Below are 25,810 nucleotides of genomic sequence, written 5' to 3' on the forward strand. Positions count from 1 at the left end.
TGCTCATGAAAGCCCCACGTTCTGGAACAGGATCGCGAACACGGCGTCGGCGAGGATCACGATCGTGATCGACGTGACGACCGACGTGGTCGTGCCCTCGCCCAGGCTCTGCGAATTCGCCTTGATGCGAAAGCCGAAGTGACAGCCCACGATCGCCACCAGCATGCCGAACGCCACTCCTTTGCCGAGGCCGATCCAGAGATTGGCGATCGGCACGACGCTGGGCATCGAGCGCATGAACCACGAAATGTCGATGCCCAGCACGATCTTCGCCGCGATCGCGCCGCCTAGCAACGCAATGATGTCGGTCCAGATCACGAGCAGCGGCATTGCGATGCCGAGCGCGATCACCCGAGGCAGGATCAGACGCAGGCCGTGCGAGATGCCCATCACGCGCATGGCGTCGAGTTCTTCGGTCACGCGCATCACGCCGATCTGTGCCGTGATGGCAGAGCCCGAGCGCCCCGCCACGAGAATCGCCGAGAGCACGGGCCCGAGTTCGCGGATCACCGCAAGGCCGAGGATATTGACGATGAACTGGTTCGCGCCGAACAGGCGCAATTGCTGCGCCGAGAGGTACGACAGCACGATGCCGATCAGAAACGCGACGAGCGCCGTAATCGGCAGCGCGCGCGCACCGGCGTTGTAGATGTTTGCCGAAATCTCGATCCATGGCGTGACCTTGGGCTTGCGCACCACGAGCAGCAGATCGAGGATCACGCGCCCGAACATGGCGATGCCGCCGTACAGGTGGTCGAAGAACGAGAAGATCGCGAGGCCGAGCTGCGTGACCGGATCGATGCGCACGATGCGCTCCGCCGGCTCGCGCACGGAGTCGAGCAGGGCGATGCGCTCGAAGATATCGCGCTGCGTTTGCGTGAGGTCGACGAGGTCGGCCGGCAGCTTGTGGCCCCAGACGCGCCAGAGCGCCTGGCCGCCGACGTGATCCATGCGCTCGACGCCCGAGAGGTCCCAAGCGCCCACGCGCTCTTCGGCGAGCGCACGCAGACGGCGCGCGGCGCCGCCCTGATCGCGGTCGCGCGCGAGCGCGAGCGCCGTCCACTGGCCAGACAGGCGCACGGTCTTTCCGTGGGTGCCGGCCGAGACTTCAAGGCCGGGCGGCGTGTCTTGATTCAAGGGTAAGCACTCGACGGACGGGGTGAGCAAACATTGTAGCGAACGCGCCCCGTTTCGTCGGTCCGAAAGCGCACGGTTGACTTTCAGACACGAGGCGAACTGTGGGCAACTCTCTGGATAACCTGTGGACTGCCTGTGGGCGGCCTGTGAATTGCCTAAAGATTGGGCAAATTGCGGGGAATCGACGGGCGATTGCCACCTTCGCGCCTGTGGACGATTCCGTGGATAACCTGTGGGCTGCCTGTGGGTGGCATGTGAATTGCCCACATTTCGGGTCGAAACAGCGTTGCGGGCTGCTACCCGCGCCTCAGCCACTACAATATGAGACATGAATGCGACGCCCCCCACCCCCGAGACTCCGAGCGCCGGCGACTGGCGCATCGACCGCGACCGCGCGATCACGCTGTTCGGCCCGGCCGCACACGACTGGCCCATCGAGATCGTCGAGGAAACCGGCTCGACCAACGCCGACCTCATGGCGCGCCTGAAGGCGCTGCCGCAAAAGCGCGACGCCCTCGCACGCCCGATCGTGCGCGTGGCCTATCTGCAGACGGCCGGCCGGGGCCGGCGCGGCCGCACCTGGGTCGCGCAGCCCGGCGACGCACTGCTGTTCTCGATCGGCTGCGTGCTGCCGCGCCCCATCGAAGGGCTTGCGGGTTTGAGCCTCGCCGTCGGCTCGGCGTTGGTGGACGGCCTGCGCACGCTGCCCGTCACGGCGCCCGGACAAATCGCGCTCAAGTGGCCCAATGACGTGCTGCTCGAAGGCGACAAGCTGGTGGGCATCCTCGTGGAAACCGCCTGGACCACCGCCGATGCCACAGCGGTCGTGATCGGCATCGGCACGAACGTGCGCGGCGAAGATGCGCTCGCCGCCAGCGTCGAGGCGCTCAACGCCGCGGGCGGCAGCGCGGCAGTCGTGCCCGGCACGACGCCCACGGCGCTTTCGCGCGCGTGGCCGAACGCCAATCTCACCGACACGCTCGCCGCCGAACTCAACGCACTCGAAGCCGCGCTGCAACGCTTCGGCGCGGCGGGCTTTGCGCCCTTCCAGGCGCGCTGGAACGCGTGCCACGCGTACGCGGGCCGCGAGGTCGCCGTCTACGAGCAGGGCAAGGAACTGCTGCGCGGCACCGCGGCCGGCGTGGACGAGCGCGGCCAGTTGCTCCTCGATACGCCGAACGGGCGCGAGACCGTCACGGCCGGCGACGTGTCGCTGCGGCTCGCGGACAGCGGCGCATGAGCCGCGGCCCCTTCCTCCTGATCGATGCAGGCAACAGCCGGATCAAATGGGCGCTCGTCGCGCAGGATGGGTCGCGCCTGCACGCGGGAACGATGAATCATGTGCGCGACGACGGCGCGCGATCCGCGCCCATCGCTCATGAAGCTGGTAGCAGCGAAGAATGGGCGACGCTGCCCCGGCCCGCCGGCGCGTGGATATCGAACGTCGCGGGCGCGGCGGTGGGCGAACGCCTCGGCGCGCTGGTCGAGGCGCACTGGCCCGGTCTCCCGCGCACTGTCGTGCGGGCCTGCGCGCAGCAGTGCGGCGTGACGAACAGCTATGCCACGCCCGACGCGCTCGGCAGCGACCGCTGGGCCGGCATGATCGGCGCGCACGCCGCCTATCCGGACGAGCCGCTCCTGATCGCAACATTCGGCACGGCCACCACGCTCGAAGCGCTGCGCGCCGACGGCACCTTCGTGGGCGGCATGATCGCGCCGGGCTTCACGCTCATGATGCGCTCGCTCGGCGAGCACACCGCGCAGCTGCCCGTGGTCGCCGGCGGCATGGCGAATGCTGCCCAGCCAGGCATCGCTTTCGCCACCGACACGCGAAGCTCGATTTCGGCGGGCTGTGCGCTCGCGCAGGCCGCGCTCATCGAGCGCGCCTGGGCGGATCTACAGGATGCGTGGAGAATGCCAGTGCGGCTCGTGGTGAGCGGCGGCGCAGCGGCCGAAGTGACAGCGGCGCTCAAGGTGCCGCATACTCGCCACGATGCACTGGTGCTGTCGGGCCTGGCGCTCATCGCGGCGCAGTCCTGAGACGCGCGTCACCCGCGCGCCGCTTACATCCGGCCCTGAAACTGAACGAACGTTTTCGAAGGAGCTTCACACGATGCTGCGCTGGCTGATCGCCATTCTGATTCTCGCCAACGGCCTGGCCTTTGCGGCCATAGGCGGCGTGTTCGGCCCGACGCCCTCGTCGGGTTCGCGCGAAACCCAGCACCTGAACCGGCAGATCCACCCCGAGCGGCTCGTGGTGAAGCCGATCCGGCCGTCCGAATCGGCCGACGTGCCGACCGTCGGCGGCCCGGTGACAGAACCGTCGGTGCAGGCGTCGACCCTCACGCAGTAAGCGACAGCTCAAACGCAACCGGCCGGAGTCGGGCGCGCCCAGGCGTTGGGCGGCCCGGCCTCCGGCCGGTTTTGCATCGTCCGCCACATCGTGCGGACGTACGTCGCGACTTACTTCGATCCTTCCTGCGCGCGCACTTTCTGCAGCAGCTTCGTCGTGGAGCGGTCGTGCTCGAAGGCGATCGCGAGCGCCCGACCGCCCCAGCCGCGCACCAGCGCCGACTCGGGCAGCGCGTCCATGTCGTAGTCGCCGCCCTTCACGAGAATGTCCGGGCGCAAGGCTCCGATCAGCTCGACGGGCGTTTGCTCACCGAACTGCACGACCCAGTCCACGCTCTCCAGCGCCGCCAGCAGCGCCATGCGGTCGTTCTCGTTGTTGATGGGGCGGTCATCGCCCTTGCCGAGCATCTTCACCGAAGCGTCGCTGTTCACGCCGACGATCAGCGTGGCGCCCAGCGCCTTCGCATCGGCGAGATAGGTGACGTGTCCGCGGTGCAGGATGTCGAAGACGCCATTGGTGAACACCACAGGGCCGGGCAGCGAGGCGCGCAGTTGCGCGAGCGCCTCGCGGGTCGTGATCTTGCGTTCGAAGGTAGCGGGCATGGAATGAGGCTCGGATAAAAAATAGGCGCGGATCGATTTGGGCGTGCCGCATTGAGCAAGCCATTGAGACGCGCGCCAATGAAAACGGCCCGTCACGCGAAAAGCGCTTCGGGCCGTCCCGGTCGCGGCGCGCCACGAAAGCACGCACGCGAGATGTCCCGGCGCGTCAGGCCGGCTGTTGCGTGCCTTGCTCGGCCTGCAGGCGCTGCACCACTTCCTTGCGATAGCGGTTCAGTTCCTGCGCCGTGGTGAACGTGCGCTCGAACAGGATCGAGAGGTTGTGCAGAATGCGCTCGATCACCTTCTTTTCCCAGCCGTCGTCGAAACGGATCTGCTCGTCGAGCCAGCGCTCGAGCCATTCCGGGTCGGGCAGGCGCGACTGCACGGTGTCGCGCGGGAACAGCGCCTGGTTCACGTGCAGATTCGTCGGGTGCAGCGGCTTTTCGGTGCGGCGCGCCGAAGCCATCAGCACGCCGATCTTCGCGAACGCCGCGCGCGCGACGTCGCCGAAATTGTTGAGCGCCTTCTTCATGTAGCGCAGATAGGCGCCGCCGTGGCGCGCTTCGTCGCGCGAAATCGTTTCGTAGATGGCCTTGATGACCGGCTCCGTGTGCCATTCGGCGGCACGGCGATACCAGTGGTTCAGGCGGATTTCGCCGCAGAAGTGCAGCATGAGCGTTTCGAGCGGCGGCGCCGGATCGAACTCGAAGCGCACGGCGTGCAACTCTTCTTCGGTCGGCACCATTTCCGGCTTGAAGCGGCGCAGGTATTCCATGAGCACGAGCGAATGCTTTTGCTCCTCGAAGAACCACACGCTCATGAACGCCGAAAAGTCGCTGTCGTGATGGTTGTCGCGCAGGAACATTTCCGTGGCCGGCAGCGCCGACCATTCGGTGATCGCGTTCATCTTGATGGTCGCCGCCTGCTCATCGGTAAGGAGCGACGCATCGAACTTGTCCCAGGGAATGTCCTTTTCCATGTCCCATCGGACCGATTCGAGCGATTTGTAAAGTTCCGGATAAAGCATCGTGTTCATAGTCCCGCCCCTGATCTGCGCAAAACGCGCGCATGACGAATTCGTAGCGTGCCGCGTGCCCGCATACAACGCGGCCGCGCAGGCAAAAAGCATTTAATTTTACGCGGTATCCGGCCCTCTGGACGCAATCGCAGACCGGCGAACGCAACACGCGTTGCCCCACGACAATCCAGCCAACCGGAATGAAGGCGCCGTCGTGGATTCTGGGTAGCTGCTCCGTTCCTCGAACCCGGCCGCCTGATACCGCTGATCACTACCGATACCGGCAAGGCATGCAAGCCATCGCCGCGCGGCTATGCGACACAATGCCGCATTCTCGCACCCCACGTCGACGTCTTTTTGACACACCTGCTGGCTGATTTTCCAATGGGCCGACATCCCGCCCGTCAAGGCCGTGGAACCTGCGCGGCGGAGCGTCGCAACGCCGTCCGCAACTCCCACAAATGACCGGAAAAACCTTACACAATAATAGCATGCCGATGTTTCAGTTCCGCCGCGCCCCGAAATCCATGATCGCGCCGTCTGTCGGAGCTTTGAGCCAAGTCAAAAGAACGTCGCATTGAGCGAGCGCGTCGTGGTCACCCAGCTCGATCAATTCAGCCGTCGCCGAAATATTCGTGGCGGCCGTCGAGTTCGAGACGCACGGCCGGGAACACGAATGGAATCGCCGCCGAAGCGAGCAGATGCGCGCGGTGCGTTGCACACGCCGCCACGACAATCGGCTTGCACCTGGTAGAACGTGAGGTGCCGCCCCGACGAATAGCTGCGCCGTGACGGCGAGCGCCGCGGCGCGCCTTATTCGGGCTGCGCCGGCGCCTTCTTCGCGCCGCGCGGCGCGCTGCGGCCTGCGCCGCCGCTGTTGCCATTGCCATTGCCGTTGCCGGTGTTGCTGCTCCGCTTGGCGGTGCTGCTGCGTTTGGCCGTGGCGGCTTCGGTCTTCGCCTGCGCCTCGCTCACCGCTTGCGCCGCCGCTTGCGCGGCCTGCGCCGCGGCGGCGGGCTGCGCCATCGCGAATTGCGCAAGTTGGTTGAACTGCGCCTGGACGAGATTCCACCACGAACCCGCGTCGAAGCCCGGCGGCGCGGCTGCCGCACCTTCGGACGCAGCGCCTGCGTTCGCGGCCTCGGGCTCGGTGGCCCGCTCGCGCGCGACGCCCGCTCTCGGCGCTTCGGATTCGGCGTGCGTCGGCGTCATCTGCGCCTGCGCGAACGCGCCGAACGCACGCAGCGTGGTGAGCGTGGCGCGCTGTACCTCGAGCGCCTGGATGGCGGACTGCAACATACCGAGATTGAGCTTCAGCCACTGCTCGACGGCGCGCAGATCGGTGATCCGCTTGTCGAGTTCCTCGATGTTGGTGAGCGGCGTCATCATGTCGGTCATCATCGAAAGCGGCGGGCCAAAGGCTTGCGCCACGCCCGGTTCGCCGCCCGGAAACGCGCCGCCGAACGGCGTGAGGCGCATCATCCCCCACATCTGGTCGAGCATTTCGGCGGGCGGAAAGCCCGGAAAACCCGGGAACGGCGGCATGGTGCCTGCTGAGTCGGTCATGCGGTACTCCCTCGCATAGATAGGTGGTCAAATGCGCGCGCGTGGGCGGCACGAAACGATCTCTTCGATGATAGCGCGCGTAAAACCAGAAGTCGGCAGAAAGCGCGAATCAGAATGGATCGCCGCCCGGAAACTCCGGCGCGCGCCGCTCGCGCAGAGACTTCACGCCTTCGCGCACATCGGGTCCCGCGAAGCCCATGAATTCGAGCGCGAGCGACGTGTCGAAGTTCGGCCCCGCCATGCGCAGCCAGTTGTTGAGCGCGTACTTGGTCCAGCGCAACGCGGTTTGCGAACCGTTGGCGAGGCGCTTCGCCACTTCGAACGCTTTCGGCAGCAAGTCGTTCTCGTCCACGGCGAGCGAGACGAGGCCGATGCGCTCCGCCTCCTCGCCGCTCACCGGCTCGCACAGCAGCAGGTAATACTTCGCCTTCGCCATGCCGCACAACAGCGGCCACACGATCGCCGCGTGGTCGCCCGCCGCGACGCCCAGGCGCGTATGGCCATCGATGATGCGCGCCGTTTTGGTGGCGATGGAAATGTCGGCCAGCAGTCCCGCGACGAGCCCCGCGCCCACCGCCGGACCGTGCATGGCCGAGACGATCGGCTTGCCGCAGTTGATGACGTTGTAGACGAGGTCGCGCGCCTCGCGCCACACGCGCGCGCGCACGTCGAAATGCGTGGCCATGTCCTCGACGAGCTGCAAGTCGCCGCCCGCCGAAAAGCCCTTGCCCTCGCCGCGAATCACGGCGACGCGCGCGTCGGGATCGCGGTCCACGTCGCGCCAGATTTCGGCGAGTTCGCGGTGCATGTTGGCGTCGGCGGTCGCGAGGCCGCTCTTGTTCGTGCCCTCGCCGCTCATCACGATCTCGACGATGCCGTGCTCGTGCCGCCGCACGCGCAGAGCATGATATTGGGCGTAAAAAGGATCGTTCATGGGCGGACTCCTTTGCTTCGGATTGCTGATTACGTGAAAGCGATGGCAGTGCCGCTCATCAATGCGGCTGATACATCCACTTGCCATCGTGGATCTCGACCATCACGCGCGCTCGCGCGTCGAGGCCGAGGTGATCGGTGGCGCTCATGTTGACGACGCCATTGGTGTCATGCAGCCCGTGCGTCGCTTCGAGCGCGTCGCGCAGCGCGCGGCGAAACGCGGGCGTGCCGGGCGCTGCCGACTTGAGCGCGACGGGTATCGCGTTCTGCAGCAGGAGCCCCGCGTCCCACGTGTAGGCGCCGAATGCCGACACGGTGCCCGCGCCGTTACGGGCCTCGTAACGCGAAATATAGTCGAGCGCGAGGCGCCGGCCGGGCTGGTCCTCGGGCAGTTGCGCCGCCACCAGCACCTGGCTTGCGGGCAGGAAGGTGCCGTTGCAGTCGGCGCCGCACACGCGCAGGAAGTCGCGGTTGCCCACGCCGTGGTTGTGATAGATGACGCCCTTGTAGCCGCGCTCCTTGAGCGCCTTGGGCGGCAGCGCGGCGGGCGTGCCGGCCGCCCCGACCACGACGGCATCGGGGTGCGCCGCGACGATCTTGAGGACTTGCCCCGTCACGCTCGGGTCGGTGCGATTGAAGCGCTCGTTCGCGACGAGCTTGATGTCGTGCTGCTGCGCGGCCTTCGCAATCTCGGCGTAGAACGTCTCGCCGAGCGCGTCGGCCTGGCCGATATAGGCGAGCGTCTTCACGTTGTGCGCGGCTGCGTGCTCCATGATCGCGCCGGCCATCATCGCGTCGGTTTGCGGCGTCTTGAACATCCAGTGGCGCTTGTCGTCGACGGGCTCGATGATCTTCGCCGACGAAGCGAGCGAGATCGTGGGCGTCTCGCCTTGCGCGATCACGTCGAGCATCGCGAGCGAGTTGGGTGTGATCGACGAGCCGATGATCGCATCGACATGCTGCTCGTCGATGAGCTTCTTCGTGTCCTGCACGGCCTGGGTCGTGTCGGACGCGTCGTCGAGCACGATGTACTGAACTTTCTGACCCGCGATCTCGGTGGGGAACATCGCGGCGGTCTCGCGCGCGGGAATGCCGAGCGAGGCGGCCGGACCCGTGAGCGAAAGCACGAGACCGATCTTGACCTGCGCGAGCGCGAACGTAGGCACACAGACAGAAAAAAGCAGGGCGATGCGTACAGCAAGACGGCTGGGGCGAGAAGCGTTCACGGTGTCTCCTTGTCGTTTTACGTTCGGATGCTGCGTGCTTCTACGGCTCGTACCTTGACTGCTCTGCCCGATGCGCTCGAAGAAAAAGGGCGTTCGCCAGTGTAGCCGCACGCGTGGCGCGCGGCATCCGGCGAAACCCTTCAGCGTTTGCGTGTCAATGCTCGCCGTGGAGCGACGCCACGGCCTGATCGATCGCGCCGAAAATCGACTTGCCCGCTTCGTCGAGCATCTCGATCTTCACGCTGTCGCCGAACTTCATGAACTCGGTGCTCGCCTGTCCGCCTTCGATCGTTTCGAGGCAGCGCTTCTCGGCAATGCAACAGTAGCCGCGCTTTGTGTCCTTGTTCGAGACCGTGCCCGAACCGACGATGGCGCCCGCGCGCAGATTGCGCGTTTTCGCAGCGTGCGCGATCAGCTGGCCGAAGTGGAACACCATGTCCGTGCCGGCATCGGGCTGACCCACCTTCCTGCCGTTCCAGTGCACGATGAGCGGCAGGTGCACGCGCCCTTCGCGCCAGTGCTCGCCGAGCTCGTCGGGCGTGACCATCACCGGCGCGAACGCGCTGGCCGGCTTGCTCTGGAAAAAGCCGAAGCCCTTCGCGAGTTCCGCGGGAATGAGATTGCGCAGCGAGACGTCGTTGACGAGCGCAACGAGCCGCACGGCCCGCAGCGCTTCGTCGGGGCTCGCGCCCATCGGCACGTCGCCGGTCACGACGGCGACTTCGGCCTCGAAGTCGATGCCGAACGCCTCGGACGCGCACACGATGTCGTCGCACGGCCCGATGAAGTCGTCGCTGCCGCCCTGGTACATGAGCGGGTCGGTCCAGAATTCGGCGGGCATCTCGGCGCCCCGCGCGCGCCGCACGAGTTCGACGTGATTCACGTACGACGAGCCATCCGCCCATTGGTACGCACGCGGCAGCGGCGCCATGCAATCGCGCGCGTCGAAGCTGAACGCGTTGCGCGCGCGTCCGTAGTTGAGCGCGTCGTACAGCTCGGCGAGCTGCGGCGCGTAAAAGCGCCAGTCGTCGAGCACGCGCTGCAGCGTGGGTGCGATCGCATCGGCAATGGCGGCGCTGCGCAGGTCGCGGGAAACGACGATCAGCTGGCCGTCGCGGGTGCCGTCCTTCAGCGTGGCAAGTTTCATGGAATCAGACGTGAGTGACGATAAGGGAAATGTATTCTACGATGGTGAATCGGCGGGCCCCAAGCGGGCGTGCCGTACGCCCTCAGTTGCCGTACAGTCGCCGTACGTTTGAACACCACAACGCATCCCATGCCGCCAACCGTCCGATCCGCCTCGCCGCGCGCGAGCGCCGAAGATCTCGCCGATCCCCTCGACACCGCCGAAGCTGCGGAAGGCGCCGAAGCCGGCGAAGAAAAACTGCGCTCGGGCATCCAGTCGATCGAAGTGGGGTTTCGCCTGCTCGAAGTGCTCACGAACGAACCGCGCGCGATGATGCTGCGCGACCTCGCGCAGCGCGCGGGCATGAGCCCCGCGAAGGCGCACCGCTATCTCGTGAGCTTCATGCGCCTCGGCGTGGTCGCGCAGGACCCGCTCACGGGACGCTACGAACTGGGCGGCTTCGCGTTGCAGCTCGGACTCGCGCGTCTCGCGCGCGTGGACGGCGTCAAGCTCGCGCGCCTCGCGCTCACCGAATTGCGCGACGCGCTCGACATCACCGTGGGCATCGCCGTGTGGGGCAACCAGGGGCCGACCGTCGTGCACTGGCTGGAGTCGAGCCACCCAGCGAAAGCGTCGCTCAAGCTCGGCGATGTGATGCCGATGCTCAGTTCCGCCACGGGCCTGCTGTTCGCCGCCTACCTGCCGCGCAGCAAGACGGCCCCCATGATCGAGCGCGAACTCGCGGGCGCGCAGCAGTACTCATACGGCTCGACGCCGCGCACGGCCGATGCGCTCGAACAGGCGCTCGCGGAAGTGCGCGAGCATGGCGCAGCGCGTGTGGAAGGCATGTTGCTGCCGACCATCCACGCGTTCTGCACGCCCGTGTTCGACGCGAGCGGCGAACTCGCGCTCGGGCTCATCGCGCTCGGTCACGAAGGCGCGTTCGATATCGCCTGGAACGGCGCCGTGGACACCGCGCTGCGCGCGTGCGCCGAAAAACTGTCGTACGAATTGGGGTACAGTCCAACGCCGCGCTGAGGGCTGTGTCCCCGGGGCCGGCACACATGTGACCCTGTTCGCGCGCGTCGGCGTTTCTGCAAGCACCCGGCGGGTTGTGTCACATTAACGTACGACCGATACCGACTCACGAACCGCCGATGTCCACGCCAGCCGCCCCGCGCGAGGCACGCCGCCGCCTCGACACCGACTCACGCACGCCGCAGCGCATGCGCGCGTGGCGCTGGGTCGGTGTGTTCGTCGCGGTCACGGCGCTGCATTGGCTCGCGGCCGAATGGTTCGAGCGGCATCACGGCGCGCCGCCGCCTGTCGCGCACGTGCGCGTGCCGGTGCAAGTGGCGCTCCTCAAACCCGAACGCATCGAGCGCGAGGCCAAGCCCGCGGGCCCCGCGGCAGCGCCCGCGCATGCCGCGCCCAAACCCGCACCGAAGCCTGCCGAGCCGCACACGCTGCACGCGGTGACGCCGCCCAAACCGCACCCCAAAGCGCCGGCTGCGCCGCCGGATACGCAGGCGGCGTCCGCGCCCGCAGCCGCGTCGCCAGCCAGCGCGAGCGCCGCCGGCACCAGCGGGACCGCTGGCACGGCGCCCGGCAACGGCAAGCAGCCTTCGGCGCAAGCCACGCAGGCCTCGCAGGGACTGAAGTTTTCGGTGCCCCCATCGGGCGAACTGCAGTACGACACGTTCTATAACGGCGTGCGCAATCAGCCCGGCACGATCCACTGGTTGAGCGACGGGCAGCGCTACGAGATGGTCGTGCGTGTGCCCCTGCCCTTCGTCGGCGAGTTCAGCTGGACGAGCAAGGGCCGTGTGGATGCCTTCGGCCTCGCACCCGATCAGTACATCGAAAAGCGCGGCCATCGCCCTTCGGATGTGACGGTTTTCAATCGCACCGACAAGCAGATCGTGTTCACGCGCACGCCGAACTCGCTCGCGCTGCCCGATGGCGCGCAGGACCGCTTCAGCATGGTGATGCAGCTTGCGAGCCTCGTGCGCGGCGACCCCGACGCGTACAAACCCGGCGTCACGCGCGAGTTCTATGTCGCGGACAACGACAGCGGCGAGACCTGGCCCATCACCACGATCGGCGACGAAACCGTGGGCACGGATCATGGCTACGTCACCGCGCGCCACTTCATGCGTCTGCCCCGTCGCGAGGGCGACAAGCGGCGCATCGACGTGTGGCTCGCGCAGTCGCTCGGCTGGTTGCCCGTGCGCCTCGTGCAAACCGAACCGAATGGCAACCAGTTCGAACTGGTGTGGCGTGGCGCACTCACGGTGCCGAGCGCATCGAACGCGCCCGCGCCAGCGCCCGATTCTGCGGCGGCCGCAACCGCCCCGGCGCCCAGCGCGGCACCCGACACAACATCGGCACAATCGGCAACACCGGAGGCGGCGCCGGCTTCTGCGCCTGCTGCATCACAAGCGCAACCGCAACCGTCTGCGCAGCCGGCGCCACCCGCCAATTTGCAGACAGAACAGCCAACAGAATCACCGCCTCAACCGTCTACTGGCGATGCGCAACCCTCATCCGCTTCGCCAGGCCCGGCGGCCGAGCATCCCTGAGCGCACAAGCGCACGCACCACTCGATCCGGACGGCCCGCTTCACAACACAAATTCGCGAAATAGCGCATACTGGAATCGAGCCATGCGTCAAGGATCGCAAGGCATCGCGCGCATCACGAAGGGCCAAAGAACAAGCAGACGAAACACGGCAGCACGACGCCGCGCGCAAACGACGGACCAGTGAACGGACCGACAAACGGACCAGCACGAACAAACCGATACACCGCTGCACAAGACGGACAAAATCGGCACGACGCAATAAACAGCGCAGCAAACAGGGACGCGACACACAAGCTAACGAACATCGCATCGCGCATCGTCTGCGCGCGCCAGGCGCGCGGATTGCTCCACCAGCATCGCGTGCATGCAGTACCTCGCAAACGGCTTGACTCCCAGCCTGGAAGGCGAAGGAGGAACCCATGCAAGTGACTGTCAATGGCATCGATACGCACTATGTCTTCGACGACAGGAGCGGTGGGCCCGCGCTGGCGTTCATTCACCAACTGGGCGGCGACCTTGGCGTGTGGGACACGCTCGCCGGACATTTCCGCCACCGCCACAGCGTACTGCGCTATGACGTGCGCGGCCACGGCGCGAGCGCCGTCGCGAGCGAGCCTTTCGGCTTCACAGAACTCGCCGCCGACCTCGATGCGCTTTTCGACGCCACTGGCATCGAGCATGCGCATCTCGTGGGCATGTCGATGGGCGGCATGATCGCGCAGCAGTTTGCGCTCGATTTCCCGGAACGCGTGACGACGCTCACGCTTTGCGACACGGCGAGTCATACGCCGCCACAAGCGCGCGAAACATGGAACGAGCGCGCCGCCACAGTACGCAGCGAAGGCCTCGGGGCGCTCGTCGACGCAACGATGGCACGCTGGTTCACCGCCGACTTCCGGCATGCGCATGCGCCGACTGTCGAGCGCATTTGTGACGTTTTATTACGGACCCCTTCAGAAGGTTATGCGATGGCATGCGAGGCGCTACGCGATTTCGACGTGCAAAAGAGGCTCGCGCAACTGCGCGTGCCGACGCTCGCAGTCGCGGGTCGCCACGACAGCGGCACGCCAGTGGCCATGACGCAGGCCCTTGCAAGCGCGATAGAAGGGTCGCATTTCGTGGTGCTCGATGCCGCGCATCTGGCCCCGGTAGAGGAGTCGCACCGTTTCACTGCTTTGCTAGAAACGTTTCTCAAGCAGTTGGTCTAAGCAGTTCGAAGTAAAAGCATCATGGCAGTGGCAGCAGACACAGTTGTGAATTGAAGTAAAAAGGGAGAGCAGTCCACATAAGAGGTGATGCGGGACCCACCCCTTGAATTCCAGAACGAACGCTCCATGTATTGACCGAGAAGGTCAGGGGAGCACAGGAAAAAGGAGTGTCGCCATGCAAATGATCTACAACAGTCCCAACTATTGCGTCGTCGAGTTCCCACCGCAGGACGGCCACAGCGCGATGCGCGCAGGAGGCTACGAGATCGTCGACAAAAACGCACGCCGCGAGATCTTCATCGACGGCGTGATGGCGGCACGTTTTCGCGAAGACGTGCAAAAGCTGATGGACGAAGACCAGTCGCTCGACGAAGTCGACGAATTCCTCGGACAGTTCGACAGCCTCATGCAGCAACCCGTCGTGCTTCACTGACGCTAGCGCACCCCGCGGCACTCAACGCGCAGCGTCCTTCACACGAAACCCCGTCCGGCTTGCCCGGCCGGGGTTTTCTTTTGGCCGTCCGGCGCGAGCCACAGCGGTTGCCTGCGCGCGACGCCGCCCGCAGCGGCGCGTTGCCGCAGCGGCTACAATGTGGGGTTTCCCAGTTCAACCGGCACCACGCCCGCCCGCGATCCATGAACCAGCCCGCAGCCCTTGCCCCGCGCCCCGCCGGGGACGCCAAATACACGCGCGGCGCAGCGCTTCCCGCGCTGCTCGCCTCGCGTATCGTGATCCTCGACGGCGCGATGGGCACGATGATCCAGCGCTACAAGCTCGACGAAGCCGCCTATCGCGGCGAACGCTTCAAGGACTACCCGCGCGATATCAAGGGCAACAATGAACTGCTCTCGCTCACGCAGCCGCAGATCATCAGCGAGATTCACGAGCAGTATCTCGCGGCGGGCGCGGACATCATCGAGACCAACACGTTCGGCGCGACCACGGTGGCCCAGGACGACTACGGCATGGGCGATCTCGCCATCGAGATGAACGTCGAGTCGGCGAAGCTCGCGCGCGCCGCGTGCGCAAAGTATTCGACGCCGGACAAGCCGCGCTTCGCCGCGGGCGCGATCGGGCCAACGCCGAAAACGGCAAGCATCTCGCCCGACGTGAACGATCCGGGCGCGCGCAACGTGACGTTCGAAGAACTGCGCAATGCGTACTACGAGCAGGCGAAGGCGCTCCTGGACGGCGGCTGCGACCTCTTCCTCGTCGAGACGATCTTCGACACGCTCAACGCCAAGGCCGCGCTGTTCGCGCTCGACCAGCTCTTCGAAGACACGGGCGAGAATCTGCCGATCATGATCTCGGGCACCGTCACCGATGCCTCGGGCCGCATTCTCTCGGGCCAGACCGTCGAAGCGTTCTGGAATTCGCTGCGCCACGCGAGACCGCTCACGTTCGGCCTGAACTGCGCGCTGGGCGCGGCGCTCATGCGCCCGTACATCGCCGAGCTTGCGAAGCTCTGCGACACCTACGTCTCGTGCTATCCGAACGCGGGCCTGCCCAACCCGATGAGCGACACGGGCTTCGACGAAACGCCCGCCGATACCTCGGCACTGCTCAAGGAATTCGCGAGCGCCGGTCTCGTGAACGTGGCGGGCGGCTGCTGCGGCACGACGCCCGAGCACATCGCGGCCATTGCCAAAGCGCTCGCCGAGGTCAAGCCGCGCCGCTGGCCCGGCCAGTATCGCGACGCCGCCTGAAGGCAATTTCGACCGCTGCTTCCGAGTCCCGCCCCCACACCCTACGATCCGGTCCCACGCCATGACTGACCATACCCTGCGCCTTTCCGGCCTCGAACCCTTCAACGTGACCGAAGGCACGCTGTTCATCAACGTGGGCGAGCGCACCAACGTGACCGGCTCGAAGGCTTTCGCGCGGATGATTCTCAACGGCCAGTTCGACGAGGCGCTCGCCGTGGCGCGCCAGCAGGTCGAAAACGGCGCACAGGTCATCGACGTCAACATGGACGAAGCCATGCTCGACTCGAAGGCGGCCATGGTGCGCTTCATGAACCTCATTGCCTCCGAGCCCGACATTGCGCGCGTGCCGATCATGATCGACTCGTCGAAGTGGGATGTGATCGAGGCGGGCCTGCAATGCGTGCAGGGCAAGGCCATCGTCAACTCGATCTCGCTCAAGGAAGGCAAGGAGCAGTTCGTGCATCACGCGAAGCTGATTCGCCGCTATGGCGCGGCGAGCGTGGTGATGGCGTTCGACGAGCAGGGCCAGGCCGATACATTCGCGCGCAAGACCGAGATTTGCAAGCGCTCCTACGACATTCTCGTGAACGAAGTGGGCTTCCCGCCCGAGGACATCATCTTCGACCCGAACATCTTCGCGGTGGCCACGGGCATCGAGGAGCACAACAACTACGCGGTGGACTTCATCGAAGCCACGCGCTGGATCAAGCAGAACCTGCCCTACGCGAAGATCAGCGGCGGCGTGTCGAACGTGTCGTTCTCGTTCCGCGGCAACGACCCCGTGCGCGAAGCGATCCACACCGTGTTCCTCTACCACGCCATTCAGGCCGGCATGGACATGGGCATCGTGAACGCGGGCCAGCTCGGCGTGTACGCCGACCTCGACGCCGAGCTGCGCGAGCGCGTGGAAGACGTGGTGCTCAACCGCCGCGCCGACGGCACCGACCGTCTGCTCGAGATCGCCGACAAGTTCAAGACCGGCGCCGCGAAGAAGGAAGAGAACCTCGAGTGGCGCAACCAGGCGGTCGAAAAGCGTCTTGCGCACGCACTCGTGCACGGCATCACGAACTTCATTGTCGAGGACACCGAAGAAGCGCGCGAGAAGATCATGGGCGGCGGCGGCCGCCCGATCAACGTGATCGAAGGCCCGCTCATGGACGGCATGAACATCGTCGGCGACCTGTTCGGCCAGGGCAAGATGTTCCTGCCGCAGGTCGTGAAGTCGGCGCGCGTGATGAAGCAGGCCGTGGCCCACCTCATTCCGTTCATCGAGGAAGAAAAGCGCCTGCTCGCCGAGTCGGGCGCCGACGTGCGCGCGAAGGGCAAGATCGTCATCGCGACCGTGAAGGGCGACGTGCACGACATCGGCAAGAACATCGTGTCAGTGGTGCTCCAGTGCAATAACTTCGAAGTGGTCAACATGGGCGTGATGGTCCCGTGCAACGAGATCCTCGCGAAGGCCAAGGTCGAAGGCGCGGATATCGTCGGCCTCTCGGGGCTCATTACGCCGTCGCTCGAGGAAATGGCTTACGTTGCGAGCGAAATGCAGCGCGACGACTACTTCCGCATCAAGAAGATTCCGCTGCTCATTGGTGGCGCGACCACCTCGCGCGTGCATACGGCCGTGAAGATCGCGCCGCACTACGAAGGTCCGGTTGTGTACGTGCCGGACGCGTCGCGTTCGGTTTCGGTGGCGTCGAGCCTGCTGTCGGACGAAGGCGCGGCGAAGTACCTCGACGAGCTCAAGGCCGACTACGAGCGCATTCGCGACCAGCACGCCAACCGGAAGGCGACGCCGCTCGTGACGCTCGAAGAAGCGCGCGCGAACAAGACGAAGATCGACTGGGCGAACTTCCAGCCCGTGAAGCCGAAGTTCATCGGCCGCCGCGTGTTCAAGAATTTCGACCTGAACGAACTCGCGAATTACATCGACTGGGGTCCGTTCTTCCAGACGTGGGATCTCGCCGGCCCCTATCCGCAGATCCTCAACGACGAGATCGTGGGCGAGTCGGCACGCCGTGTGTTTTCCGACGCGAAGTCGATGCTTTCGCGCCTGATTCAGGGCCGCTGGCTGCAGGCCAACGGCGTGATCGCGCTGTTGCCCGCGAACACGGTGAACGACGACGACATCGAGATCTACACCGACGAGTCGCGCAGCGAAGTCGCGCTCACGTGGCGCAACCTGCGCCAGCAGTCGGTGCGCCCGGTGGTGGACGGCGTGATGCGGCCGAACCGGTCGCTCGCCGACTTCATCGCGCCGAAGGACTCGGGCGTGGCCGACTACATCGGCATGTTCGCGGTGACGGCGGGCATTGGCGTGGACGTGAAGGAAGCGCAGTTCGAGAAGGACCACGACGACTACAGCGCGATCATGCTCAAGGCGCTCGCGGACCGCTTCGCGGAAGCGTTCGCCGAAGCGCTGCACGCACGCGTGCGCCGCGACCTGTGGGGCTATGCGGCGAGCGAAACGCTCGACAACGACGCCCTGATCGCCGAAAAGTACGCGGGCATTCGCCCGGCGCCCGGCTACCCGGCCTGCCCGGATCACCTCGTGAAGCGCGACATGTTCGACTTCCTGCAGGCGGGCGAGATTGGCATGAGCGTGACGGAATCGCTCGCCATGCTGCCGGCCGCGAGCGTTTCGGGCTTCTATCTCGCGCACCCGGACAGCACGTATTTCTCGGTGGGCAAGATCGGCCAGGACCAGCTCGCCGACTATGCAAAGCGTATGTCGCTCTCCGACCAGGACGCCCGCCGCGCGCTCGCGCCGCAACTCTAGGCCGCACGGCGCGCCGCCCCGCGCGGCGCGCTTTTCCCCCGTTGCGCTACCCCCTGTTGTCGCCGCCCGACATACGCCATCCGGCAAGGTGAAGATTACGCGCGCGCGATTTTTCGGCTTTGTAAGATGGCCCGGCAAGACCCGGTATCACCTGCATGACACCCGGCCACATGCGGCAAGGCCGCGCCGGCTCGCTCATCAGCAAATCCTTAAAACGCAAAATCGAAGCAACCTCGACGGAGAAATCGTATGAAGAAGCTGATGTTGATGTTGACTGCCTTCGGCGTCGCGGCGCTTGCGCAGCCGTCGTTCGCCCAGCCGGCCGCGCCGGAGCAGGCGAGCCCGGCGACGTCGTATTCGGCGCCCACCGAAAAGCACGTGAAGAAGCCGAAGAAAAAGAAAATGATGAAGTCGGAGGCTTCTGCTGCCGAACCAGCGGCCGCCAGCCAGTAAGGTGAGCCGAAGGTGAACATAAGCAAAGAGCCCGCGAGATTGCGGGCTCTTTGCTTTTGGAACGTTGAATTGGGCGGGTCAATCAGGCGCAATGGCGCGCTCGCCCCCAGTCATGTCACGCAAGGACGTCAAGCACGGACCTCAAATGCCCCACAAAACGTCGTTGTCTTCCTTCTTCGCGGCGCGCAGCATATCGAGGAACGGAAAGGCGCGTTGCGCGAGGCCGACCGGCAGTTCGTGATGCACGTGGTCATCCTCGCCTTCGTGAAAGTGGCCTTCCTGCTCGTGGCGCTCTTTCTTGTCAGTGGCGATGGCTGCTTCGAGCTTGGTGATGGCGGTATCGAGTTCGTCGTGGGTGATCACGCCGCGCGGGCCGAGCCGCTTGCCGATGATGCCGAGAAGGTACTGTGCGAGGTTCTCCAGCATCGTGACGTCGGGCGCCGCGTGACATTTAAAAGTAACCAGCATGTCTGTTCCCTTTATGATTTTTTGGATCTGCGCGTGACGTTCCGGCCTGCGAAGCCAGACGGGCCAAGGCGACCCATGTCGCGCTACCTCATTTCACATATTAGCACCTGCTAAAATCCGTCAGGACGGAATTACCCGCAGGGCGCGGCGCCCGGACGTTCTGGCGTCAGGTACGCCGCCACGCCGCCTGCCGCAACGAGGCCCGCCGCGCATTGGCGCATGGCAATCGGGCCACCGCGAGGCTGGCGCGCCCTCACCCGTATCAGGCGGTCAGCGCCGGAAAGCCAGAGGCCATGCATGCCCCTGGACGCCCCGGCCCCGCATCCCATTACCCGCACAGGACTTGCAACCAGCATGCTGCCCGCACAGAAACACACCCTGGAGACCCTGCTCGCGCAAGCCGTAGCCCAGGTGGCGAAGGCCACCGAAGGCGCGAGCGAAGGCGCATTCGTCGTGCCCGTGATCACGCTCGAGCGCCCGAAGGTCGCCGCCCACGGCGATGTCGCCTGCAACGTCGCGATGCAGCTCGCCAAGCCCATGCGCGCGAATCCGCGCCAGCTCGCCCAGCAGATTGTCGACGCCGTGCTCGCCCAGCCCGAGGCCGCCGGCCTCGTCGAGGCGGCCGAAGTGGCCGGCCCCGGCTTCATCAACCTGCGTCTCACCGCCAACGCGAAGCGCGCCGTGATCGGCGCCGTGTTCGAGCAGGGCGAGGCATTCGGCCGCTCGCAGCGCGAAGCCGGCAAACGCGTACTCGTCGAGTTCGTTTCCGCCAATCCCACGGGCCCGCTGCACGTGGGCCACGGCCGCCAGGCCGCGCTCGGCGACGCCATCTCGAACGTGCTCGCCTCGCAGGGCTATGACGTGCACCGCGAGTTCTACTACAACGACGCGGGCGTGCAGATCGGCAACCTCGCCGTCTCCACCCAGGCGCGCGCGCGCGGCTTCAAGCCCGGCGACGCCGAATGGCCCGAGGCGGCCTACAACGGCGAATACATCGCCGACATCGCGCGCGACTACCTCGCGGGCGAAACGGTCGCGGCCAAGGACGGCGAGCCCGTCACGGGCGAGAAGGACCCGGAGAACCTCGAAGCGATCCGCCGCTTTGCCGTCGCCTATCTGCGCCACGAGCAGGATCTCGACCTGCAGGCGTTCGGCGTGAAGTTCGACCGCTACTACCTCGAGTCGTCGCTGTACACGGAAGGCCGCGTCGAGAAGACCGTCGAGGCGCTGGTCGCTTCGGGCCAGACCTACGAGCAGGAAGGCGCGCTGTGGCTCAAGACCACCGACTACGGCGACGACAAGGACCGCGTGATGCGCAAGTCCGACGGCACCTACACCTACTTCCTGCCCGATGTGGCCTACCACGTCACCAAGTGGGAGCGCGGCTTCACGAAGGTCATCAACATCCAGGGCTCCGATCACCACGGCACCATCGCGCGCGTGCGCGCGGGACTGCAGGCGCTCGGCATCGGCATTCCGAAGGGCTATCCCGACTACGTGCTGCACAAGATGGTCACGGTGATGCGCGACGGCCAGGAGGTGAAGATCTCCAAGCGCGCGGGCAGCTACGTGACGGTGCGCGACCTGATCGAATGGTCGGGCGGCGCGAACCCGGGCAGCGAAGTCTCGCCCGACCTGCTCGACGAGGCGACCATCCGCCGCGGCCGCGACGCAGTGCGCTTTTTCCTCATCTCGCGCAAGGCCGACACCGAATTCGTGTTCGACATCGACCTCGCGCTGAAGGAAAACGACGAAAACCCGGTGTACTACGTGCAGTACGCGCATGCGCGCATCTCGTCGATTCTCGGCGACTGGCAGGGCAAGTTCGGCGGCGATCCGGCCGCGCTGCCCAAGGTCGATCTCGCGCCGCTTGCCAGCGAGCGCGCGCTCGCGCTCATCGCGAAACTCGGCGAATTCCCCGACATGCTCACGCATGCCGCCAGCGAACTCGCGCCGCACGCGGTGGCGTTCTACCTGCGCGAACTCGCCGCTGAGTTTCACTCGTTCTACAATGCCGAACGCGTTCTCGTCGATGACGCCGCCGAACGCGACGCCCGCGTCGCCCTGCTCGCGGCCACGCGCCGGGTGCTCGCGAACGGCCTGGCCGTGATCGGCGTGTCCGCGCCGGAGCGCATGTAACGAGACGCGCGAGACCCGCGCGCAGCAGCTTGTTTGGGGCCGCCGCCTCGCGCGGACGGCCATTCCAGGATTCTCTTGTTTGCAGGTGATTCAGACGATGGCAAAACCGCGCCGCACTACAAAACAGCAGTCGAAGCAGTCCGGGGGAACCTTTCTCGGCATCGTGCTGGGCCTGATCGTCGGCCTTGCGATCGCGGTGGTGGTGGCGCTCTACATCACGCGCGCGCCCACGCCGTTCGTCTCGAAGGTCGCGCCGCCGGCCGCTTCCGACGTCGGCCAGAACAACGAGCAGATCGACCCGAACCGCGCGCTGCAGGGCAAGTCGCCGGGCCAGCCGGTGCCGCAGGCCGCCCAAAGCACGCCGCCCAACACGGCGCCGGGCCAGACCACGAACCAGTCGCAGTCCTCGGGCATGCTCGAGGAGCCGCAGATCGTGGAAGTGCCGCCCTCGGGTTCGAACAGCAACGCCGCCAATAACAACGGCGTGGCCGTCGCGCCGCAACCGTCGACGGGTGAAAACGTCACGAGCGGCACGGCGATCGCGAAGAAGCCGCAGTCGGCCAGCAACTCGGCGAGCAACCCGGCCCAGATCCTCGCGAACAACCCGCCGCAGAAGCCCGCCAACGCGGTGCCGACGCCCCCGGGCGCCAAGCCCGGCAGCGCCGCGCCCGCACCGGGCGACGCCAACACCGGCTACTTCCTGCAGGTGGGCGCGTACAAGACGTCGGGCGACGCCGAGCAGCAGCGCGCGCGCCTCGCGTTCCAGGGGTTCGAGTCGAAGGTCACGCAGCGCGACGCCGGCGGTGTGACGTACTATCGCGTGCGCATCGGTCCGTTCACGAAGTTCGACGACATGAACTCGACGCGTCAGCGCCTGTCCGACGCCGGTATCGATACGGCCGTCATCCGCTTCACGAAGCAGTAATCGCCGTCCGCGCCGCGCACCGCGCGCCCGCCCACCGAAACCGCAGCCGTTCAGCGGCGTTCGCGTGAGGCCGGGCCGCGGCGCGCGGCGCGAAGTCCGTCAACAAGCAACACCCGCGCAGCACCCGCACGCGTCTGGTTCGCGCCAACGGCGTCCTGCGGCAGACAACCGGCCGCCGCCGGTCCAAGAACAGTGGATTCCTACGCCATGAAACGACTTCTCGGTACGCTTTTTCTCTCGCTTTCGCTGATCGCCGGCGTGGCCCACGCCTCGGCCGCGGCACCCGTGGCCGGCAAGGACTACACGGTCCTGAAGGCACCCCAGGCGCTCGACGTGCCCGCGGGCAAGATCGAAGTGATCGAGTTCTTCTGGTACGGCTGCCCGCACTGCAACGCGTTCGACCCGTATCTCGAAGCGTGGATCAAGAAGCAGGGCCCGGACGTCGTGTTCAAGCGCGTGCCGGTGGCATTCCGTGACGACTTCATCCCGCACTCGAAGATGTACTACGCGCTCGACGCGCTCGGCCTCGCCCAGAAGCTCACGCCGGTCGTGTTCCACGAAATCCACGTGAACAAGAACTACCTGCTCACGCCGGAAGAGCAGGCGAAGTTCCTCGCGACGCAAGGCGTGGATGCGAAGAAGTACATGGAAGCGTACAACTCGTTCTCGACGCAGAGCGCGCTGCAGCGCGACAAGGCCCTGCTCGACGCCTACAAGATCGACGGCGTGCCGACCATCGCCATCCAGGGCAAATACGAAACCGGCCCGGCCATGGTCCAGGGTCCGGAAGACAAGGCGCTGCCGGGCACGGCCCAGGTGATGGACTTCATCATCTCGCAGATCCGCGCGAAGAAGATGTGAGGTTAGCGCCATGCAAGACGCGCCACTGAAGGTCTTCATCACCGGCGCGTCGAGCGGCATTGGCGCCGCGCTCGCCGCCGTTTACGCGCGGCAGGGCGCCGTCCTCGGGCTCGTCGCGCGCCGCGGCGAGGCCCTTGCCGGCTTCCGGCAGTCCCACCCCGATCACCCCATCTCCATCTATCCCGCCGACGTGCGCGACGCCGATGCGCTCGCTGCCGCCGCGCGCGACTTCATCGCCCAGCACGGCATGCCCGACATCGTGATCGCCAATGCGGGCGTGAGCCGCGGCGTGCTGACGGGCGAAGGCGATCTCGCCACGTTCCGCGACGTGATGGACACCAATTACTTCGGCATGGTCGCCACCTTCGAGCCGTTCGCGTCGGCCATGGCGAAGGCCAAACGCGGCACACTCGTGGGCATCGCGAGCGTGGCCGGCGTGCGCGGGCTGCCGGGCTCGGGCGCCTACAGCGCCTCGAAGGCCGCGGCGCTCGCCTATCTCGAAGCGCTGCGCGTGGAAATGCGTCCGTTCGGCGTGCCCGTCGTCACCATCGCGCCCGGCTACATCCGCACGCCGATGACGGCGAAGAATCCCTACCGCATGCCCTTCCTGATGGACGCGGACCAGTTCGCCGCGAAGGCCGCGCAAGCGATCGCGCGCGGCACGTCGTTCGCGGTGTTCCCCTGGCCGATGCGCGTGGCCGCCACGCTGCTGCGCGCGCTGCCGCGCTGGGTCTACGACCGCGTGTTCGAAAAGGCGCCGCGCAAGCCGCGCGCGGCGAGCCACTAAGCCGCTTCGGCTTGCCGCACGGCGCCCCCATGCCATATGGGTATGTCGATTAAATTGTTGTCTCGGCAATTTCCCTTCGATAAGCTTGGCTCGTCCGGGCGCCCTTCCGAGCCTTCTCGCCTCTCCTGAATCGAACAAAACGGGGCGCCGCCCGCCACCGAAGAACCACGGAGATCCCATGCGCTTCACCTCGCCCTCCGCGCGCACGCTTGCGCCTGCTCTCGTGCTCGCGACCGCGCTTGGCGCCGCACTCGCGGCCACGCCCGCGCTCGCCAAACCGCTGACGGTCTGCACCGAGTCGAGCCCCGACGGCTTCGACGTCGTGCAGTTCAACTCGCTCGTCACGACCAACGCGTCCGCCGACGTCATCTTCAATTCGCTCGTGGCCTATGACGAAGCGCAGAAGAAGGTCGTGCCCGCGCTCGCGGACAAGTGGGAAGTGAGCGCCGACGGCCTGACCTACACGTTCCATCTGCGGCCCGACGTGGCGTTCCAGACGACCGAGTGGTTCAAGCCCACGCGTACGCTCGACGCCGACGACGTGCTCTTCACGTTCGACCGCATGCTCGACGCCAACAACCCGTGGCACAAGGTGGCCGGCGCGAGCGGCTTCCCGCACGCGCAGTCGATGGGCCTCGTGAAGCTCGTGAAGGCGGTCACGAAGGTCGACGCGAACACGGTCAAGTTCGAGCTCAACGAGCCGAATGCAACGTTCCTCTCGATCCTCACGATGGGCTTCGCGTCGATCTATTCCGCCGAGTACGCCGACCAGTTGCTCAAGGGCGGCAAGCAGGTCGACCTCAACGCGAAGCCGGTGGGCACGGGCCCGTTCGTGCTCAAGAGCTACACGAAGGACGCGGTGATCCGCTACGACGTGAACCCGACCTACTGGGGGCCGAAACCGAAGGTGGACCGCCTGATCTACGCGATCACGCCCGACGCCGCCGTGCGCGCGCAGAAGGTGAAAGCCGGCGAATGCCAGATCGCGCTCTCGCCCAAGCCCCAGGATGTGGCCGCGGCGAAGGACGACAAGTCGCTCAAGGTGGTGGAGACGCCAGCGTTCATGACGGCGTTCGTCGCGCTCAACACGCAGAAGAAGCCGCTCGACAACCAGAAGGTGCGCCAGGCGCTGAACATGGCGTTCGACCGCACGACGTACCTGAAGGCGATTTTCGACAACACCGCCACGCCCGCGACCAACCCCTGGCCGCCCATCACCTGGGGCTACGACCGGTCGATCCAGCCGTATCCGTATGACCCGGCGAAGGCGAAGCAGCTGCTCGCCGACGCGGGCTTCCCCAACGGCTTCGCGACGACGATCTGGGTGCGTCCGAACGGCAGCGTGCTGAACCCGAACCCGCGCGCGGGCGCGGAGCTGTTGCAGGCCGACTTCGCGAAGATCGGCGTGAAAGCCGAGATCAAGGTGATCGAGTGGGGCGAGCTGATCAAGCAGGCGAAGCAAGGCCAGCACGACACGCTCTTCATGGGCTGGGCCGGCGACAACGGCGACCCCGACAACTATCTCTCGCCGCTCTTTAGCTGCAATGCGGTGCAGTCGGGCATCAACTTCGCGCGCTTTTGCGATCCGCAGCTCGACAAGCTGATCGCCGAAGGCAAGGCAACCGCCGACCAGGCCAAGCGCGTGAAGCTGTATGAAGCCGCCCAGCAAATCATCCACGACCAGGCGCTGTGGATTCCGCTTGGCTACCCGACCGCCTCCGCCATCACGCGCACGAACGTGAGCGGCTATCAGGTGAGCCCGTTCGGACGCCAGAACTTCGCGAGCGTCGCGGTGCAGTGACGGCTCTCGCCGCGCCGGGCGTTCGCGCCCGGCGCGCCATTACAGAGCTGCCCTGACGATCACGAATTGAAACACGGCCGCTTGCGCCAGACATGCGGGAAGCGCGCCACAGGCGGGCGAGCGCCCTTTCCACCCATT

General features: G+C 66.1%; 23 protein-coding genes. 15 read left to right on the forward strand and 8 right to left on the reverse strand.

Translation table 11 applies throughout. The features are described 5' to 3' along the window. Positions 1–3: 3 nt before the first annotated feature. A complete protein-coding gene (locus tag BFD71_RS14985; protein WP_069265102.1) occupies positions 4–1,137 on the reverse strand; it encodes an MlaE family ABC transporter permease in 1,134 nt (377 codons plus the stop codon). Positions 1,138–1,465: 328 nt separating this feature from the next. Here BFD71_RS14985 and BFD71_RS14990 point away from each other — a divergent pair, with 328 nt between their 5' ends. From BFD71_RS14990 to BFD71_RS15000, 3 genes are all read left to right on the forward strand, one after another. Further along, positions 1,466–2,377, forward strand: a complete 912-nt coding sequence (locus BFD71_RS14990) for a biotin--[acetyl-CoA-carboxylase] ligase (RefSeq protein WP_069265105.1) — start codon at positions 1,466–1,468, stop codon at positions 2,375–2,377. Further along, the gene (locus BFD71_RS14995) at positions 2,374–3,177 is read left to right on the forward strand and encodes a type III pantothenate kinase (RefSeq protein WP_069265107.1); all 804 of its coding nucleotides are present in this window, start codon (positions 2,374–2,376) and stop codon (positions 3,175–3,177) included. Before BFD71_RS14990 ends, BFD71_RS14995 begins: the two co-directional genes overlap by 4 nt. A 73-nt stretch (positions 3,178–3,250) precedes the next feature. Beyond that, positions 3,251–3,490 carry a hypothetical protein gene (locus BFD71_RS15000; protein WP_069265108.1) on the forward strand — a complete coding sequence of 80 codons (240 nt, stop codon included), beginning with the start codon at positions 3,251–3,253 and terminating at the stop codon, positions 3,488–3,490. A 110-nt stretch (positions 3,491–3,600) separates the two neighbouring features. On the opposite strand, the gene rfaE2 is transcribed toward BFD71_RS15000, so the two are convergent. The 6 genes from rfaE2 to BFD71_RS15030 all read right to left on the reverse strand — a co-directional run bounded on the left by rfaE2 (position 3,601) and on the right by BFD71_RS15030 (position 9,982). Next, on the reverse strand, positions 3,601–4,092 hold the full coding sequence (gene rfaE2 / locus BFD71_RS15005) for a D-glycero-beta-D-manno-heptose 1-phosphate adenylyltransferase (protein ID WP_069265110.1): 492 nt from the start codon (positions 4,090–4,092) through the stop codon (positions 3,601–3,603). A 166-nt stretch (positions 4,093–4,258) separates the two neighbouring features. Then, positions 4,259–5,128, reverse strand: a complete 870-nt coding sequence (locus BFD71_RS15010; protein WP_028201777.1) for an acyl-ACP desaturase — start codon at positions 5,126–5,128, stop codon at positions 4,259–4,261. A gap of 795 nt (positions 5,129–5,923) precedes the next feature. Beyond that, entirely contained in the window at positions 5,924–6,676 is a 753-nt protein-coding gene (locus BFD71_RS15015; RefSeq protein WP_069265111.1) for a PhaM family polyhydroxyalkanoate granule multifunctional regulatory protein, read from the reverse strand. A gap of 109 nt (positions 6,677–6,785) precedes the next feature. Continuing rightward, complete coding sequence (locus BFD71_RS15020) at positions 6,786–7,610, reverse strand: enoyl-CoA hydratase/isomerase family protein (RefSeq protein ID WP_069265113.1); 825 nt, start codon at positions 7,608–7,610, stop codon at positions 6,786–6,788. Positions 7,611–7,668: 58 nt separating this feature from the next. Next, on the reverse strand, positions 7,669–8,799 hold the full coding sequence (locus BFD71_RS15025) for an ABC transporter substrate-binding protein (RefSeq protein ID WP_256094738.1): 1,131 nt from the start codon (positions 8,797–8,799) through the stop codon (positions 7,669–7,671). A 190-nt stretch (positions 8,800–8,989) separates the two neighbouring features. Then, positions 8,990–9,982 (reverse strand): fumarylacetoacetate hydrolase family protein, encoded by a 993-nt coding sequence (locus BFD71_RS15030; protein WP_069265117.1) that lies wholly within the window; start codon positions 9,980–9,982, stop codon positions 8,990–8,992. A 129-nt stretch (positions 9,983–10,111) separates the two neighbouring features. Between BFD71_RS15030 and BFD71_RS15035 the strand changes: the two genes are divergently transcribed. From BFD71_RS15035 to BFD71_RS15065, 7 genes are all read left to right on the forward strand, one after another. Next, positions 10,112–10,999: an IclR family transcriptional regulator gene (locus tag BFD71_RS15035; protein ID WP_069265119.1), complete on the forward strand. Its 888-nt coding sequence runs from the start codon at positions 10,112–10,114 to the stop codon at positions 10,997–10,999. Positions 11,000–11,118: 119 nt separating this feature from the next. Next, entirely contained in the window at positions 11,119–12,543 is a 1,425-nt protein-coding gene (locus tag BFD71_RS15040; RefSeq protein WP_069265120.1) for a DUF3108 domain-containing protein, read from the forward strand. Between the two features lie 420 nt (positions 12,544–12,963). Beyond that, complete coding sequence (gene pcaD, locus BFD71_RS15045) at positions 12,964–13,752, forward strand: 3-oxoadipate enol-lactonase (protein ID WP_069265121.1); 789 nt, start codon at positions 12,964–12,966, stop codon at positions 13,750–13,752. 175 nt (positions 13,753–13,927) lie between these two features. Beyond that, positions 13,928–14,185 carry a BTH_I0359 family protein gene (locus tag BFD71_RS15050; RefSeq protein WP_028201771.1) on the forward strand — a complete coding sequence of 86 codons (258 nt, stop codon included), beginning with the start codon at positions 13,928–13,930 and terminating at the stop codon, positions 14,183–14,185. A gap of 203 nt (positions 14,186–14,388) precedes the next feature. Continuing rightward, on the forward strand, positions 14,389–15,459 hold the full coding sequence (locus BFD71_RS15055; protein WP_069265122.1) for a homocysteine S-methyltransferase family protein: 1,071 nt from the start codon (positions 14,389–14,391) through the stop codon (positions 15,457–15,459). A gap of 61 nt (positions 15,460–15,520) precedes the next feature. Next, positions 15,521–18,238, forward strand: a complete 2,718-nt coding sequence (gene metH / locus BFD71_RS15060; protein ID WP_083245277.1) for a methionine synthase — start codon at positions 15,521–15,523, stop codon at positions 18,236–18,238. Between the two features lie 249 nt (positions 18,239–18,487). After that, positions 18,488–18,691 carry an acid-shock protein gene (locus tag BFD71_RS15065; protein WP_069265125.1) on the forward strand — a complete coding sequence of 68 codons (204 nt, stop codon included), beginning with the start codon at positions 18,488–18,490 and terminating at the stop codon, positions 18,689–18,691. A 141-nt stretch (positions 18,692–18,832) separates the two neighbouring features. Here BFD71_RS15065 and BFD71_RS15070 read toward each other — a convergent pair whose 3' ends face one another. Further along, on the reverse strand, positions 18,833–19,159 hold the full coding sequence (locus BFD71_RS15070; RefSeq protein ID WP_069265127.1) for a DUF1840 domain-containing protein: 327 nt from the start codon (positions 19,157–19,159) through the stop codon (positions 18,833–18,835). Between the two features lie 354 nt (positions 19,160–19,513). Here BFD71_RS15070 and argS point away from each other — a divergent pair, with 354 nt between their 5' ends. From argS to BFD71_RS15095, 5 genes are all read left to right on the forward strand, one after another. Continuing rightward, positions 19,514–21,298 (forward strand): arginine--tRNA ligase, encoded by a 1,785-nt coding sequence (gene argS / locus BFD71_RS15075; RefSeq protein WP_069265129.1) that lies wholly within the window; start codon positions 19,514–19,516, stop codon positions 21,296–21,298. A 79-nt stretch (positions 21,299–21,377) separates the two neighbouring features. After that, positions 21,378–22,223 (forward strand): SPOR domain-containing protein, encoded by an 846-nt coding sequence (locus tag BFD71_RS15080; protein WP_176732891.1) that lies wholly within the window; start codon positions 21,378–21,380, stop codon positions 22,221–22,223. A gap of 207 nt (positions 22,224–22,430) precedes the next feature. Next, positions 22,431–23,084, forward strand: coding sequence for a thiol:disulfide interchange protein DsbA/DsbL (locus BFD71_RS15085; RefSeq protein ID WP_069265132.1), 654 nt, complete (start codon positions 22,431–22,433; stop codon positions 23,082–23,084). A 10-nt stretch (positions 23,085–23,094) separates the two neighbouring features. After that, positions 23,095–23,871: an SDR family oxidoreductase gene (locus tag BFD71_RS15090; protein WP_069265135.1), complete on the forward strand. Its 777-nt coding sequence runs from the start codon at positions 23,095–23,097 to the stop codon at positions 23,869–23,871. 178 nt (positions 23,872–24,049) lie between these two features. Next, positions 24,050–25,672 (forward strand): ABC transporter substrate-binding protein, encoded by a 1,623-nt coding sequence (locus BFD71_RS15095; RefSeq protein ID WP_069265138.1) that lies wholly within the window; start codon positions 24,050–24,052, stop codon positions 25,670–25,672. Positions 25,673–25,810: the final 138 nt, after the last annotated feature.

The organism is Paraburkholderia nodosa, assembly GCF_001718195.1.
Taxonomy (GTDB): domain Bacteria; phylum Pseudomonadota; class Gammaproteobacteria; order Burkholderiales; family Burkholderiaceae; genus Paraburkholderia; species Paraburkholderia nodosa_A.